Origin of the sequence: Nitrobacter sp. (genome assembly GCF_051535215.1) — a bacterium.
GTDB lineage: Bacteria > Pseudomonadota > Alphaproteobacteria > Rhizobiales > Xanthobacteraceae > Nitrobacter.
In genome coordinates this window covers 1-14,335 of record NZ_JBPPLY010000025.1, presented here as the reverse complement: position 1 = coordinate 14,335, position 14,335 = coordinate 1, and the positions used below count along the sequence as shown (strand labels likewise).

The 14,335-nt window shown below is 60.4% G+C and carries 13 protein-coding genes and 1 tRNA gene; 10 read left to right on the top strand and 4 right to left on the bottom strand.

Annotated elements, in window-relative coordinates; all coding sequences use genetic code 11:
• Nucleotides 1-77: 77 nt before the first annotated feature.
• From ACS3WB_RS15455 to ACS3WB_RS15440, 4 genes are all read left to right on the top strand, one after another.
• The gene (locus tag ACS3WB_RS15455) at nucleotides 78-542 is read left to right on the top strand and encodes a DUF6163 family protein (RefSeq protein ID WP_438276369.1); all 465 of its coding nucleotides are present in this window, start codon (nucleotides 78-80) and stop codon (nucleotides 540-542) included.
• 389 nt (nucleotides 543-931) lie between these two features.
• Entirely contained in the window at nucleotides 932-1,447 is a 516-nt protein-coding gene (gene ldtR / locus ACS3WB_RS15450; protein ID WP_438276385.1) for a transcriptional regulator LdtR, read from the top strand.
• Nucleotides 1,448-1,659: 212 nt separating this feature from the next.
• Entirely contained in the window at nucleotides 1,660-1,881 is a 222-nt protein-coding gene (locus ACS3WB_RS15445; RefSeq protein ID WP_438276368.1) for a hypothetical protein, read from the top strand.
• A gap of 57 nt (nucleotides 1,882-1,938) precedes the next feature.
• Complete coding sequence (locus ACS3WB_RS15440) at nucleotides 1,939-2,235, top strand: antibiotic biosynthesis monooxygenase family protein (RefSeq protein ID WP_438276367.1); 297 nt, start codon at nucleotides 1,939-1,941, stop codon at nucleotides 2,233-2,235.
• Here ACS3WB_RS15440 and ACS3WB_RS15435 read toward each other — a convergent pair.
• The 3 genes from ACS3WB_RS15435 to ACS3WB_RS15425 all read right to left on the bottom strand — a co-directional run bounded on the left by ACS3WB_RS15435 (nucleotide 2,232) and on the right by ACS3WB_RS15425 (nucleotide 5,476).
• Complete coding sequence (locus tag ACS3WB_RS15435) at nucleotides 2,232-3,332, bottom strand: AI-2E family transporter (RefSeq protein WP_438276384.1); 1,101 nt, start codon at nucleotides 3,330-3,332, stop codon at nucleotides 2,232-2,234. The genes ACS3WB_RS15440 and ACS3WB_RS15435 overlap by 4 nt on opposite strands.
• A gap of 299 nt (nucleotides 3,333-3,631) precedes the next feature.
• Nucleotides 3,632-5,041 (bottom strand): type I glutamate--ammonia ligase, encoded by a 1,410-nt coding sequence (gene glnA / locus ACS3WB_RS15430; protein ID WP_438276366.1) that lies wholly within the window; start codon nucleotides 5,039-5,041, stop codon nucleotides 3,632-3,634.
• Between the two features lie 96 nt (nucleotides 5,042-5,137).
• The gene (locus ACS3WB_RS15425; protein WP_438276365.1) at nucleotides 5,138-5,476 is read right to left on the bottom strand and encodes a P-II family nitrogen regulator; all 339 of its coding nucleotides are present in this window, start codon (nucleotides 5,474-5,476) and stop codon (nucleotides 5,138-5,140) included.
• Between the two features lie 350 nt (nucleotides 5,477-5,826).
• Between ACS3WB_RS15425 and ACS3WB_RS15420 the strand changes: the two genes are divergently transcribed.
• Entirely contained in the window at nucleotides 5,827-7,326 is a 1,500-nt protein-coding gene (locus ACS3WB_RS15420) for an NAD(P)H-hydrate dehydratase (protein WP_438276364.1), read from the top strand.
• Between the two features lie 97 nt (nucleotides 7,327-7,423).
• On the opposite strand, the gene ACS3WB_RS15415 is transcribed toward ACS3WB_RS15420, so the two are convergent.
• A complete protein-coding gene (locus ACS3WB_RS15415; RefSeq protein ID WP_438276363.1) occupies nucleotides 7,424-8,755 on the bottom strand; it encodes a multicopper oxidase family protein in 1,332 nt (443 codons plus the stop codon).
• Nucleotides 8,756-8,996: 241 nt separating this feature from the next.
• On the opposite strand from ACS3WB_RS15415, the gene ACS3WB_RS15410 reads away from it, so the two are divergent.
• The 5 genes from ACS3WB_RS15410 to ACS3WB_RS15390 all read left to right on the top strand — a co-directional run.
• Nucleotides 8,997-9,081: transfer RNA gene (locus ACS3WB_RS15410), tRNA-Leu, on the top strand.
• Between the two features lie 152 nt (nucleotides 9,082-9,233).
• Nucleotides 9,234-10,595, top strand: a complete 1,362-nt coding sequence (gene tig / locus ACS3WB_RS15405; RefSeq protein WP_438276362.1) for a trigger factor — start codon at nucleotides 9,234-9,236, stop codon at nucleotides 10,593-10,595.
• 325 nt (nucleotides 10,596-10,920) lie between these two features.
• On the top strand, nucleotides 10,921-11,556 hold the full coding sequence (locus ACS3WB_RS15400) for an ATP-dependent Clp protease proteolytic subunit (protein ID WP_438276361.1): 636 nt from the start codon (nucleotides 10,921-10,923) through the stop codon (nucleotides 11,554-11,556).
• A 447-nt stretch (nucleotides 11,557-12,003) separates the two neighbouring features.
• A complete protein-coding gene (gene clpX, locus ACS3WB_RS15395) occupies nucleotides 12,004-13,278 on the top strand; it encodes an ATP-dependent Clp protease ATP-binding subunit ClpX (protein ID WP_292616796.1) in 1,275 nt (424 codons plus the stop codon).
• Between the two features lie 318 nt (nucleotides 13,279-13,596).
• Nucleotides 13,597-14,335, top strand: a 739-nt coding sequence (locus ACS3WB_RS15390; RefSeq protein WP_292616794.1) for an LON peptidase substrate-binding domain-containing protein, incomplete at its 3' end; no start/stop codon positions are given.

Here is a 14,335-nt window from a genome sequence, read left to right as displayed (position 1 = left end):
TGCAATGCAATTGATTTTACGGTCGCAAAAAGCCATGAATCGACGCCTATAACAGTGGCTTCGGTTACGAGCACCTGATGTCTGAAACCTCATCGCGCAAGCAGGCCCGGCGGAATAACGCCATGTCGGTGGCCGGGATTTCGTCTGCACGGGCGGAAACCGAAGAGAGTCTCTGGACCGGGCGGCTGGTGCTTTTCCTCCGCATCATGGCGGTGCTGTCGCTTGCCGCAGGACTCTATCATTGGGCTCAGGTGACCGGTTTCATCGGCGGCGAAGACAATGGCTTCGAAAACCAGACGGTGGCCTGGCAGGCGGCGACGGTCTACTTCGCGGTCATCGAACTGGTAGCCGCGGTGGGTCTGTGGCTTGCGACGCCGTGGGGGGCCGTTGTCTGGCTGACGACCGTTGTCTCCATGGCCGTGGTCGAACTGATGTTCCCGGCGATCTACGGCGGCAATCTGGCCGTCGTCGGCATCGAAACGGCGATGCTCGTGGCCTATCTGGGACTGGCCTGGATGGCGGCGCGCGAACGGCCGCCATAGCGAATGACGAGATCATAAACCGGCATTGAAGGCGGCTCCTGAATCCGAATTGACGGCTTGCGTCAAATTGTCCGCGATTTTTTCCGGTAAGAATTCGCTTACTCTGATGATGCCGCCACGGATGTTGACAGGATATTTCGAATTTGAGCGGTCCTGTTCCTGAATGCGACAGTTGGTGTAGACGAAGCGTGAACAGCTTGGCCGCAGCGTCAAGGAAGGGTTGCGGAAGCCCCTGATCTGACGGGCTTAATCAGCAATTCACTCTCTTAAATTCATGATGTCTTTATTGTCTTATTTAAGCGGATATTCAAACGCCTCCCCTAAGGTCCAGCTATCAGGCGGAACACAAGTTTCGTCGAATAAGTCGATAAACGACAACAGGGGAAGTCATCATGAAAGCCGTTGCGAAGGCTCACGAGCCCGCAGAACAGGTGGCCGGCGAAGCGCCGGTGCAGTCGCTCTATCTCGAAGCATTGACCTTGGTCGAGCGGCTGCACCGTCGCCTGCTCGATGTCATCAAGGATGAATTTGATCGTCGCGGTCGTGCCGACATCAATTCGGTACAAGCGCTTCTGCTCTATAACATCGGCGACAAGGAACTGACGGCCGGCGAACTGCGGACGCGCGGCTACTATCTCGGCTCCAACGTTTCCTACAATCTGAAGAAACTCGTCGAGTTGGGATTCCTCGATCATCAACGCTCGCGCGTTGATCGCCGCTCGGTTCGCATCCGTCTGACTGCGCAGGGTCAGGAAATCCGCCGCATCGTTGACGCGCTCTACCAGAAGCACGTCAAGACCGTCGAACAGGTCGGTGGCATCTCCAATGAGGAGTTTGCGACGTTGAACAAATCGCTGCATCGTCTCGAGCGCTTCTGGACAGATCAGATTTTGTATCGGCTCTGAGTTTTCTCCGGGAACAGAGCGAAGCCGGCGGCAAGATCGGCCGCTCGTTCTCCGGATCTCCCGAGAAACGCGACTTCCCCACACCTGAACGCATCGGTCCGGTCCGTCCGGCGCCGGTGCGTTTTGCTGTTCGAGTCGTCAGGAACCTTTGCCGCTTTCCCAGGTTGTCGATCCGAAGTTGAGAATGGAATCCCGGAATGGAATGATCGATCATGCTGATCGAACGCGATGTGCAAGTCATGAATTTCGACGCCGTGGGCGAGGCCTACGCGATCGCGGCGAACTACCTTCGCAGGAGCGGCGTTCTGAGCAGCGACGGTATAGAGACCAATGACCGGCTGCTTGAGATTATTGTCGGGCTGTATTACGGCGGCGAACAGAACCGCATCAAGCTGGCCAACAAGGCCATCACCCAGTTTCAGGTCGATTCCTGACCTTCACGGCCGCTGTCGGTTGCTATACATATCGGGAGGCACAAAGGGTCTCCTCAGATGATTACCGAAATCGCACAAATCGACGTCAAGCCGGGCAGCGAAGCGGATTTCGAGGCCGCGATCGGCCAGGCGCAGACGATTTTCAAGCGTTGCAAGGGCTGGAAAAGTTTCGAACTGCACCGCTCCATCGAGAAGCCGTCGCGTTACCGCCTGTTGATCAAGTGGGAAACGCTTGAGAACCATGTCGTGGATTTTCGGGAATCGGCAAATTTCACCGAATGGCGTGCGCTGGTCGGACCGCACTTCGCTTCACCCCCTGAGGTGGAGCACACGAATACGGTTACGACGTTTTAGCTTGCTGCTTTTACGGAGGACCGCTTTTCCTCGTCCGCGCGCGCGAAGTCGATGACGACTTTGCCGATCGCGAGCAGGGGCAGAGCCAGCGCCAGCCCCCAGACTCCGAAGACGATGCCGAGGAGAATCTGGAATGCGAACAGCGTCGCCGGCGGAATGTCGAGCGCCTGACGCTGGATGATCGGCGTGAGCACGTAGCTCTCCAGGGCGTGAACGCCGAGAAACAGCACGAACGCGCTTGCGGCCGCCACCCATCCTGACGCGAGACTTGCCAGCACCACGATCAACCCGCCGAGCAGCGCGCCGATGGTTGGAATGAAGGCGAGCAAACCGGCCTGAATACCGAGGATAAAGGAACTCTGGATGCCAATGATCTCGAGGCCGATCCAGGTCACCAGGAACACCGCGGCCATGGTGACCATCTGGGCGATCAGCCAGCGCTCCAGCGTATCGCCGATCCTGTCGACCAGAATCGCCGCGGTCGCACGATGTTTGGCCGGCGTCAGGCTGAGCAGGCCTTTGCGATAGACGGCCGGCTGAGCGGCAAAGCAAAGGCCGAGGAACAGCACGATGAAGAAATTTCCGACGGCGCTGACGGTGCCGAGGACGAGCTTCAGCGTCTGGCTGACGATCGCGGTGCCGCTTGAGGCAAGCGTGCCGGCACTCGGCAGGTTGTGCTGAACATTTGCTGCAGGCGTCTCCTCGGTTTTCGCGGTTCCGGGAATTCTCGATGGCTCGGACGTTTTCGAGGATTCGGACGAATTGAGACCGCTCAAATTGAAGTAGCTGGTGTCGACGCCATTTTTCTCGAGGAAGGATTTGACGGTCACGAGCTGCGATTTGATCGTATTGCTCAGCACCGCGGTTTGCTGCGCGATCGTGGTTCCCCCGAGCACCAGGACGCCCGCGAGGACGGCGGCGAGCGCGAGGCAGACGATCGTCAACCGCAACGCATGAGGCAGGGGAATGACGCGGCCGAGCAGACTTGTGATGGCGTTGAGAGCAACGCCAAGCAGCACACCGGCAAAGATCAGGAAAAGCGTCGCAGCGAATTCCCAGGCGAGCAGCAGCAGCGCCGCGAACAGGACGATGGCCATCCCTCCGGTCGCGATCGCCCATGCCAGATCGGTGCGGGTTTGCCCTTTGCCTGTGGTCTGGTCCGTCACGGTCGCCTCCGGTTCTGAGTCCGCAGTGTTCCGTTAAACGCCATACGGAATCAAGCGCCACTCTGCTAGAGCCTGTGACGCCGGGCAATAAGTCGCCGCCTTTTGAAAGAGGCGAGGCCATCCTGCTTGTGTCCGGCAGCAACGCCGCAGATTTGAGGCAAGGGTGGCGTCAAAGAACAAGGCGCTCCGTCAGGAGCGCCTGTCTTTGATTGTTCCGGGGCGAGAAGCGATCAATACGAATAATACATGTCGAACTCGACCGGGTGCGGCGTCATTTCGAAACGCATCACGTCGGTCATCTTCAACTCGATGTAGGCGTCGATGAAATCGTCGTCGAACACGCCGCCATGCTTCAGGAAGGCGCGGTCCTTGTCGAGGTTTTCCAGCGCCTCGCGCAGGCTGCCGCACACCGTCGGGATTTGCTTCAGTTCTTCCTTCGGCAGATCGTAGAGGTCCTTGTCCATCGCCGGACCCGGATCGATCTTGTTCTTGATGCCGTCGAGGCCCGCCATCAGCATCGCCGCGAAGGCGAGGTACGGATTGGCCATCGGATCGGGGAAGCGGACTTCCACGCGCTTGGCTTTCGGCGAGGTGGTGTAGGGGATGCGGCACGACGCCGAACGGTTGCGCGCGGAGTAGGCGAGCAGCACCGGCGCCTCATAGCCCGGGACCAGACGCTTGTAGGAGTTGGTCGAAGGATTGGTGAAGGCGTTGATGGCCTTGGCGTGCTTGATGATGCCGCCGATGTAGTACAGGCAGGTCTCCGACAGATCGGCGTACTTGTTGCCGGCGAAGGTCGGCTTGCCATCCTTCCAGATCGACTGATGCACGTGCATGCCCGAGCCGTTGTCGCCGAAGATCGGCTTCGGCATGAAAGTGGCGGTCTTGCCGTAGATGTGCGCCACCTGATGGATGCAATACTTATAGATCTGCATCTGGTCGGCCATGTGGGTCAACGTGTCGAACTTCATGCCGAGTTCGTGCTGGGCCGACGCCACTTCGTGATGATGCTTCTCGACCTTGACTCCCATCTTGGCCATGGCGCCAAGCATTTCCGAGCGCATGTCCTGCACCGAGTCCTGCGGTGGAACCGGGAAGTAGCCGCCTTTGGTGCGAATGCGGTGGCCGAGGTTGCCGCCTTCGTATTCGGTTGCCGAGTTGGTCGGCAATTCGGATGAATCCAGCTTGAAGCCCGTGTTGTACGGATCGGCTGAGAAACGCACGTCGTCGAACACGAAGAACTCGGCTTCGGGACCGACATACACGGTGTCGCCAATGCCCATTGATTTCACCATCGCCTCGGCCTTCTTGGCGATGCCGCGCGGGTCGCGGTTATAGGGCTCGCCGGTGGAAGGCTCCAGAATGTCGCAGGTGATGACCATCGTCGTTTCCGCGAAAAACGGATCGATCGAGGCTGTGGTCGGATCAAGCATCAACATCATGTCGGACTCGTTGATCGCCTTCCAGCCGGCGATCGACGAGCCGTCGAACATCGTGCCCTCGGTGAAAATATCTTCGTCGATCATGCTGACGTCGAAGGTGACGTGCTGCCACTTGCCGCGCGGATCGGTGAATCGCAGATCGACATACTTCACGTCGTTGTCCTTGATGGCTTTCAGGACGTCGCTGGCGGTCTTCATAAATACCCCTTGTCTCTGCTGGTCTTTGTGGCTGGTTTTGCGATTTTACGGCGCAAGGCGGCCGCTGGTGGTGCTCCGAGCGGATGTGACGGTCATCTAGATGGCGTCGAGGCCGGATTCTCCCGTTCGGATTCGAATGGCTTCCTCGATATTGGATATGAAAATCTTGCCGTCACCGATGCGGCCGGTCTGGGCGGCGCGCCTGATGGCGTCGATGGCTTTTTCGACCAGGTCATCTCCGATCACGATTTCGATTTTGACCTTGGGCAGGAAGTCCACCACGTATTCAGCGCCGCGATAGAGTTCGGCGTGCCCCTTCTGCCGCCCAAAGCCTTTTGCCTCGATCACGGTGATGCCTTGCAATCCGATCTCCTGAAGCGCTTCCTTTACTTCGTCGAGCTTGAACGGTTTGATGATGGCTTCGATTTTTTTCACTGAACGTCTCCTGGCACTTCCAAATTCCGGCCAGCGGCCGATGCACGCTCACGCTGTTGTCTTGAACACGGTCATGCACTGGTTTTCGGACGGACAAAAGTCGGGGGACGCGCTTCATTTTCGCCAACAGACATTGCAGATCGGTCCACCTTCCCGAAGCAGGGTTTGTGCCAGATCGCCGGAGCCTTAAATTTTCAAGCATTATCAGTCGATTAAAGAGAGCTTCGGCATGTTATGGCAGGACCCCGGCGTGATTGTCAGATTACAAATTAGGCAGCGGGATTATTTTCTGTGCAGTCCCGCGCTCGTCGGCAGGTTCATCTTTGGCCGTGGACTCGAGAGGTGAGGCCATGGAGATTCTGACGACCAGCGAAATGGAGCAGGCCGACCGGCTCGCTATTGCGGGAGGAGGGTCGGGTTTCGCGCTGATGCTGCGAGCCGGGCAGGCGGTGGCGGACGCGGCCGCTGACCTCGTCGATCAGGGCTCTATCCTGGTTGTCGCCGGTGCCGGCAATAACGGCGGAGACGGGTTTGTCGCGGCGACCGAACTGGCGGCGCGCGGCCACGACGTCTCGGTGATTTTATTAGGCGCGCGGGACAGCCTGAAGGGCGACGCCGCGCTCGCGGCCAAGGGCTGGAAAGGGCCTGTCATGCCTTGCGATCTGTCCGCGCTCGGCTCGCCCGCGTTGATCGTCGACGCGCTGTTCGGCTCGGGCCTCAACCGCCCGGTCAGGGGCGATTCTCAGGCGATGATAGAAGCCATCAACACCAATGGCGCGCCCGTGCTCAGCATCGATCTGCCGAGCGGCGTCAACGGCAGCACCGGCGCGATCATGGGGGCTGCGGTGCGCGCCACCGAGACGGTGACGTTCTTTCGCAAGAAGCCGGCGCATCTGCTGCTGCCGGGCCGGGTTTATTGCGGCAGGGTGCGCGTCGCCGACATCGGTATCCCCGATGTGGTGCTGGACGAAATCCGCCCGGTAACCTTTGAGAATATCTCAGATTACTGGGAGCGCGCGCTTCCGGTGCCGCGCATCGACGGGCACAAATACGCGCGAGGGCATGCCGTCGTCGTATCCGGCGATCTGACTTCGACCGGAGCGGCCCGATTGTCGGCGCGCGGAGCCCTGCGGGCCGGGGCCGGGCTTGTGACAGTGCTTTCCCCGGACGACGCGTTGGGTGCAAACGCGGCATCGCTGACCGCGGTGATGGTCCGGCGCATGAATGGCGCGGCCGACTTTGCGGACCTCCTGAGGGACCGGCGCATCAATACCTGCGTGATCGGACCCGGCGCCGGAATCAGCGAACAGACCCGCGCGCTGGTGTTGGCGGCGCTTACCGCCACGCCGGCGCTGGTGCTCGATGCCGACGCCTTGACGAGTTTTGCCGATGCGCCGGCTCGGCTGTTCGACGCGGTCAAATCCGCCGGCAGAAACGAGGTTATCCTGACGCCGCATGAAGGCGAGTTCCACCGCCTTTTCAGTGAGATGAGTAACAAACATCCACTTCGCTCGAAACTTGAGCGGGTGCGCGCGGCGGCCGAGCGTTCAGGCGCGATCGTGTTGCTCAAGGGGCCGGACACGGTGGTGGCCTCGCCCGACGGCCGCGCGACCATCGCGGCCAATGCGCCGCCGTGGCTGGCAACGGCAGGCTCAGGCGATGTGCTGTCCGGCATGATCGGCGGGCTGCTGGCGCAGGGCGTGCCGGCATTCGAGGCCGCATGCATCGGCGTCTGGATGCACGGCGAGGCCGGACAGGAGGCGGGTCCGGGGCTGATTGCGGAGGATCTGCCGGAGGTTCTGCCTGCTGTGCTGCGGCGGCTCTATGACCGGTTCGGGATCGATTACTAGAGCGCGGTTCTGATGGAATCAGAAGCGGGCTCTCCAATTTTGATTTGATGTGTTTTCTTCACGTGAGCTGGTACTCCGTTCGCTTCGCTTGAAAACGCTATTCCACCGCGAACCATCGCACCCGGCGCGGCGAGCTCCATTCCACAGTCATGGTTTCGACCAGCCAGGCTCCAGCGGCGTCGGCGGCGAAAGCGACGCGCTGCGTCTGTCCCGCATCGACCAGAAGCGTATCAAGCCAGAACGGCTTCCAACCGTCGTCGAGCCGATCGAGCAGACGAAAGTGATGGCCATGCAGATGAAACACCGCGGGAGCTGCTGCTGGGTTGGTCAGCGTGAGCACCACGGTTCGGCCGCGCTTGACGCGAAACGCCGGAGTTGAACCCATATTGAAGTGCGTCGGCAGCCCCCACGAAGTTGGGGTCTCTCCGGAGGAAGCCAGCGGCACATCGACGCGCAACGCGCTTTTAAGATCGGGCTGCGCCGGCAGACTCTCAGACGGCAGAGGAACGGGCGTTGGCAACGGTGCGGGCCGCAGCGGCCCGTCCGCGGAGATGCGCAGTCGGGCGATCTGCCGCGGGCTGCCGCCGTCATGCAGGGTGACGGCTGACGCCGTTCCCGCGGTGAGCGTCGCATCAAGGATGACGTCGACCCGCGACCCCGGCGCCAGCACCAATCGGCCGTTGCGCGCCAGGAACGGCTCCGCTGGCCGGCTGTCGATCGCCATGATCCGGACATCCAGATTCTCGATTCCGAGAGCGATTGCATTGCGCTGGCAGGCGTTGATGATCCTCAATCTAAGTCGTTCGTTGGGACGTAAGGTAAGGTCAAGCGAGGGCTTTCCGTTCACCAGATAAAGCGGTGCTCCGGCCGCTTTTCCGCCGGGGCCAGGAGCAATCGGACGCCCTTCGGCGTCGAGCCGCCAGTCCTCGATCAGCATGACCTCGTCGCGGTCGACCTCGATCGATGTGCGTTCCTCAACGATCAGGGCCTGAGCGGGCGAGGACTGCGCAAGGCCGTCCCCAAGGAGGCGGGTATCGCACAGAAAAGTTCCGGCCTGCCGCAGCGTGAGCGAAAAGCGGTCGGTTGCGCCCGGGGACGTCGGCCGTCGGGCTGTCAACGGCTCGATGGAAGATGCGCCGTCGATCCCGTGGCAGTTCAGGACCAGCGGCGCAGGGAGGCCGTTGTGCAGCGCCACCTCAACCGTTTCGCCCTCGCGGAAAAGCGGGGTCGCCGAGCGATCGGTCCGCAGCGACCAGACGGCGGTTTCGTCCCGACCCGGCCCAAGCTGAAGGGGGGCAGGCGTCGCATCAATAGCGAGCGTCTGCGGATTCCGCGGTTGCGCGCGAATCGCGGCCGCCGGAGCGACGGCGGCGACCCCGATGCCGGCCAGCAGATGCCGCCGGGTGAGGTGGACAGGATGACGCGTCATCGCCGATGCGGACCATTTTCTCCGGTTTCTGTCCAGCGGCCTGCGGCGCCTAGGACGGCCATTTTTTTGCTGCGAACCGATATCGTCATGTTATAAGCCCGCCGCATTGAGCGCACTGACGACGCCGGAAGAAGAACCGGTGCCGTCGGTGCGTCCGGTTTCAACTCGTTGGAGCATGACGTCTACCGAAAGCCGCTTCGCATTTTTCGGCATCATGCTCGGCACCGCAGGCCGGATTGATGCGGGCGTGGCGGAATTGGTAGACGCGCTGGATTTAGGTTCCAGTGACGAAAGTTGTGGGGGTTCGAGTCCCTCCGCCCGCACCAAGCGCCACAGCGTTTGAGCAAACGACTTCAGGCGGCTATCCCGATGGATATATGCCGGCTATACCGCGATGCAGGCGCTTCGCCGCGCATCGACCGATTGACAATGATCCGGCCGTTTCAGCCGGGCCGAGCGGAAGAAGAAGATTGACGCCATGCAGGTGAACGAAACCCTCGCCGAGGGACTGAGGCACGATTTCCAGATCAGCGTTACGGCCACCGAAATCATGGCCAAGGCGGACGCGCGGTTGGCCGACCTCAAGGGCCGGGTGAAGCTCGACGGCTTTCGTCCGGGCAAGGTGCCGGTCAGCCACCTCAAGAAGGTCTACGGCCGGTCCTTGATGGTTGAAACCATCGAGGACATGATCCGCGATACCAACATGCAAATCGTCTCCGACCACGGCTTCAAGCTCGCGGGTAATCCCAAGGTGGCTATGCCGTCGGACGAAAAGGAGATCGAGGACATCCTCGCGGGCAAAGCCGACCTCAACTACACCGTGACCCTGGAAATCGTGCCGGCGATCGAACTCGCGGACTTCAAGAGTTTCAACCTCGAAAAGCCGGTGGTCGAGGTGAGCGACGCCGATGTCGACGAAGGCATCAAGCGGATTGCCGACCAGAACCGCAACTACTCTACGCGGGCCGAGGGCGCGAAGGCCGAGAACGGCGATCGCGTGACCATCTCGTTCAAGGGCACCATCGACGGTGAGCCGTTCGATGGCGGCAGCAGCGAGGACATTCTCGTCGTGCTCGGGTCGAATGCTCTTATTCCGGGGTTCGAAGAGCAGTTGGTCGGGATTGGCGTCGGCGAAACCCGCATCGTCAAGGCCTCATTTCCCAAGAACTACGCAGACACCGAACTGGCCGGGAAGGACGCCGAGTTCGAGACCACGGCAAGCATGATCGAGATGCCGGAAGAAACCAAGATCGACGATGAATTTGCTCAGAGCATCGGTCTGAATACGCTCGATCAGCTGAAAAAAGCCGTCCGCGAGCGGCTGTCCGCCGAATTCGCCCGCGCAATGAGGCAGCACGTCAAGCGCGCGCTGTTCGATCGCCTCGACGAGACGCACAAGTTCGAAGCGCCGCCGACATTGGTCGAGGAGGAATTCGAGCAGGTGTGGAACTCGATCACGAAGGAGATGGAAACCAACAACAAGACCTTCGCCGACGAGGACACCACCGAGGAAGCCGCCAGGGAAGAGTACCGCCGGATCGCCGACCGCCGGGTACGCCTCAGCCTCGTGCTGTCCGAGATCGGGGAAAAGAACGGGATCTCGGTGACAGACGACGAAATCAACCGCGCATTGATCGATCGCGCGCGTCAGATGCCGGGCCGCGAGAAGGAGATTTGGGATTACTATCAGAAAAATCCCCAGGCCATGGCCCAGATTCGCGCGCCGCTGTTCGAGAACAAGGTCGTCGACTACATTCTCGAACTCGCCACCATCACGGACAAGAAGGTGACGCGCGAGGATCTCTACAAGGACTACGAGGCGAACCATGGTCCGGACTAAGCCGCGCCCCGATCAGGCGTCGGGTTCGCCCCGTGCCCCCCGTTAATGATATCGGCTGAAACCGGCGTCGCGACGCCGTCCGTGCCACGCCATGCTGCGATCGGGCTTGGATTGGCGGCGCCGGGATGCCAATGTCCGAATCGAACCACCGGGGCACGTGGCTGCGCGGCTCCCTTGTCGTCCGAGTTATCGGCTCATATCTTTGAGCCGTGCTTGCCCGTCCTGCATCACGCCACGTTCATCCGCGCCGGAAAGACTGGAGACTGCCGGTTTCGTCTCGGATGATCCTCGCCGCCAACTGCTGACACAAACTTTTGGGTGATCAATGCGCGATCCAGTCGAAACCTACATGAACCTCGTGCCGATGGTGGTCGAGCAAACCAACCGCGGCGAGAGGGCATACGACATCTTCTCTCGGCTGCTGAAGGAGCGCATCATCTTCGTGACCGGCGGGGTCGAAGACAATATGTCGATGCTGATCGTCGCCCAGCTCCTTTTTCTCGAAGCCGAGAATCCCAAGAAGGAAATCTCGATGTACATCAATTCGCCGGGTGGCGTGGTGACATCGGGACTCGCGATCTACGACACGATGCAGTTCATTCGTCCGCCGGTCGCAACGCTGTGCACCGGACAGGCCGCGTCGATGGGTTCGTTGCTGCTGGCTGCCGGCGAAAAGGATATGCGGCATGCCTTGCCGAACGCGCGCATCATGGTTCACCAGCCCTCCGGTGGCTTCCAGGGGCAGGCGACGGACATCATGCTGCATGCTCAGGAAATCCTGAGTCTCAAGAAGCGGCTCAATGAAATCTACGTCAAGCATACGGGACAGACCTATCAGGCGATCGAGGACGCGCTGGAGCGCGACAAGTTCCTCACCGCCGACATGGCCCGCGACTTCGGCATCGTCGACAAGGTGATCGACAAGCGCGCCGAAGAGCCGGCCACTCCCAAGGCTTCGTAGAGGTATCAGGCGACGTCTCGGATGGGCGGAGCGGGCCGGTTGATCCGGCCCGACTCGGCCGCTACCGGTGATTGCACTGCGATACTTTCTGAAAAGTTCCTTATTATTGGCATTTCCGCTTGACTGGCGTGACAATCGCGCAACGCTGGCTTGAATTTGGCCAAAGAGATTCGCGTTGCCGAGCCAAATCGCGCTATTGTCGCGACGCAGGAGGCTGGCCGATTAGCGAATTCTTGATAGTCGGCCCGCACCATGGTTGGCTAGCTGAGTTCAGCTAACGAGGGATGCGCAGGAGAATCGAATTAACCGCGATTCGCGCGGGACGGAAAGCGCAGGGTCTTTCCTGGTACGAAGTTTGCTCTTATGTAACCTCGTTTCACCGGATGTGCCGGACCGGAACGGGCGAGCAGGCGAACAGGCGAGACCGAACGGCGGACGGAGACAGGAATGAGTAAGGTCGGTACGGGCGACTCCAAGAACACGCTGTATTGCTCATTTTGCGGCAAGAGCCAGCACGAAGTGCGCAAGCTGATTGCGGGTCCTACCGTATTTATCTGTGACGAATGCGTTGAACTCTGCATGGACATCATTCGCGAGGAGAACAAGTCCTCGCTGGTGAAATCGCGTGACGGTATTCCGACTCCGAAGGAAATCTGCAAGGTCCTGGACGATTACGTCATCGGGCAGGGCCACGCCAAGAAGGTGCTGTCGGTCGCGGTTCACAATCACTACAAGCGACTCAATCACCAGACCAAGCACAACGACGTCGAACTCGCGAAGTCGAACATCCTGCTGATCGGTCCCACCGGATCGGGCAAGACGTTGCTTGCGCAGACGCTGGCGCGCATCCTCGACGTTCCGTTCACGATGGCGGATGCCACGACGCTGACCGAAGCCGGCTATGTCGGCGAGGACGTCGAGAACATCATCCTGAAGCTGTTGCAGTCCGCCGACTACAATGTCGAACGCGCGCAGCGCGGCATCGTCTATATCGACGAGATCGACAAGATTTCGCGCAAGTCCGACAATCCGTCGATCACGCGCGACGTATCCGGCGAGGGCGTGCAGCAGGCGTTGCTGAAGATCATGGAAGGCACGATCGCGAGCGTGCCACCGCAGGGCGGTCGCAAGCATCCGCAGCAGGAATTCCTGCAGGTCGATACGACGAACATCCTGTTCATCTGCGGCGGCGCGTTCTCCGGCTTGGAGAAGATCATCTCGGCGCGTGGGCGGACCACCTCGATCGGCTTTGCGGCGCAGGTGCTTGCGCCGGAAGATCGCCGCACCGGTGAAATCTTCAGGCATGTCGAGCCGGAGGATTTGCTGAAGTACGGCCTGATCCCCGAGTTTGTCGGACGTCTGCCTGTCGTCGCCACGCTCGAGGATCTCGACGAAACGTCGCTGAAGAAGATTCTGACCGATCCGAAGAATGCGTTGGTGAAGCAGTATCAGCGGTTGTTCGAGATGGAGAACATCGAACTGACGTTCGCCGACGAGGCGCTCGGCGCGGTCGCTCGCAAGGCGATCGAACGCAAGACCGGCGCGCGCGGATTGCGATCGATTCTCGAAAGCATCCTGCTCGAAACCATGTTCGACCTTCCAGGCCTTGAAGGAGTCGAGGAGGTTGTTATCTCGCGGGAAGTGGTTGAGGGAACCGCGCGGCCGCTGTACATTTACGCGGATCGCTCCGATCGCGCGAGCGAGACCAGCGCCAGCGCCTGATCCAGGCGTTTTCAGGCGCTCATGTTGCCGCAAAGCTCGCCGCCGGCGCATTCCGCGCGGCGGCCGTTAGCTCTACAAGCGGCAACTTGCACCTGGGAGCAGGCCGTTGAAATGGCTGCCTTCCTTTAACTTGACACGCTGACGGTCGATGGCCACCTAATGCTATCGGCGGCGACGCATATGGCGTTCGCTGTTGCCAGGGCAGGTGAGGCATCGGTTCGCAAAGCCCCATCCTTCTCCGGAAAACTCGGCACCTTGTGGCGGTTGCGCGTGATTGGCGGGCTGCGTACAAGGGGGCGCAACAAAAGGAACAAGGCTATGACCGCCTCAAAACCCCGGCCAGCTATCGTTCACGGCGAAACCAATACCTATCCGGTACTTCCGCTTCGCGACATCGTTGTTTTTCCGCACATGATCGTGCCGTTGTTTGTCGGCCGCGAAAAATCGATCAAGGCGCTTGAAGAGGTCATGAAGAACGATGCGCTGATCATGCTCGCGACGCAGAAGAATGCGTCGGACGATGATCCCGCGCCGGACTCGATTTACAAGATCGGAACGCTCGCCAGCGTGTTGCAATTGCTGAAGCTCCCGGACGGTACGGTGAAGGTGCTGGTGGAGGGCCTCGAGCGCGCGCGCGTGGAAACATATTCCGACCGCTCCGATTATTATGAAGCGACCGCCGTCGCGCTGGCCGACACCGACACCAACAGCGTCGAAGCCGAAGCGCTCGCGCGTTCCGTCGTGTCGGATTTCGAAAGCTATGTGAAGCTGAACAAGAAGATTTCGCCCGAAGTGGTGGGAGTGGTGCAGGCGATCACGGATTTCGCCAAGCTCGGCGACACCGTAGCCTCGCACCTCGCCGCCAAGATCGCGGATCGTCAGGGCATCCTGGAGACGCTGTCGGTAACGGCGCGACTTGAGAAGGTGCTTGGACTGATGGAGAGCGAAATCTCGGTCTTGCAGGTCGAGAAGCGCATCCGCTCGCGCGTCAAGCGCCAGATGGAGAAGACCCAGCGCGAGTACTATCTCAACGAGCAGATGAAGGCGATTCAGAAGG

Coding starts and splice junctions, on each gene's coding strand:
- ACS3WB_RS15455 (WP_438276369.1), top strand. CDS start 78: ATGTCTGAAACCTCATCGCGCAAGCAGGCCCGGCGGAATAACGCCATG.
- ACS3WB_RS15445 (WP_438276368.1), top strand. CDS start 1,660: ATGCTGATCGAACGCGATGTGCAAGTCATGAATTTCGACGCCGTGGGC.
- ACS3WB_RS15440 (WP_438276367.1), top strand. CDS start 1,939: ATGATTACCGAAATCGCACAAATCGACGTCAAGCCGGGCAGCGAAGCG.
- ACS3WB_RS15435 (WP_438276384.1), bottom strand. CDS start 3,332: ATGGCCATCGTCCTGTTCGCGGCGCTGCTGCTGCTCGCCTGGGAATTC.
- glnA (WP_438276366.1), bottom strand. CDS start 5,041: ATGAAGACCGCCAGCGACGTCCTGAAAGCCATCAAGGACAACGACGTG.
- ACS3WB_RS15420 (WP_438276364.1), top strand. CDS start 5,827: ATGGAGATTCTGACGACCAGCGAAATGGAGCAGGCCGACCGGCTCGCT.
- ACS3WB_RS15415 (WP_438276363.1), bottom strand. CDS start 8,755: ATGACGCGTCATCCTGTCCACCTCACCCGGCGGCATCTGCTGGCCGGC.
- tig (WP_438276362.1), top strand. CDS start 9,234: ATGCAGGTGAACGAAACCCTCGCCGAGGGACTGAGGCACGATTTCCAG.
- ACS3WB_RS15400 (WP_438276361.1), top strand. CDS start 10,921: ATGCGCGATCCAGTCGAAACCTACATGAACCTCGTGCCGATGGTGGTC.
- clpX (WP_292616796.1), top strand. CDS start 12,004: ATGAGTAAGGTCGGTACGGGCGACTCCAAGAACACGCTGTATTGCTCA.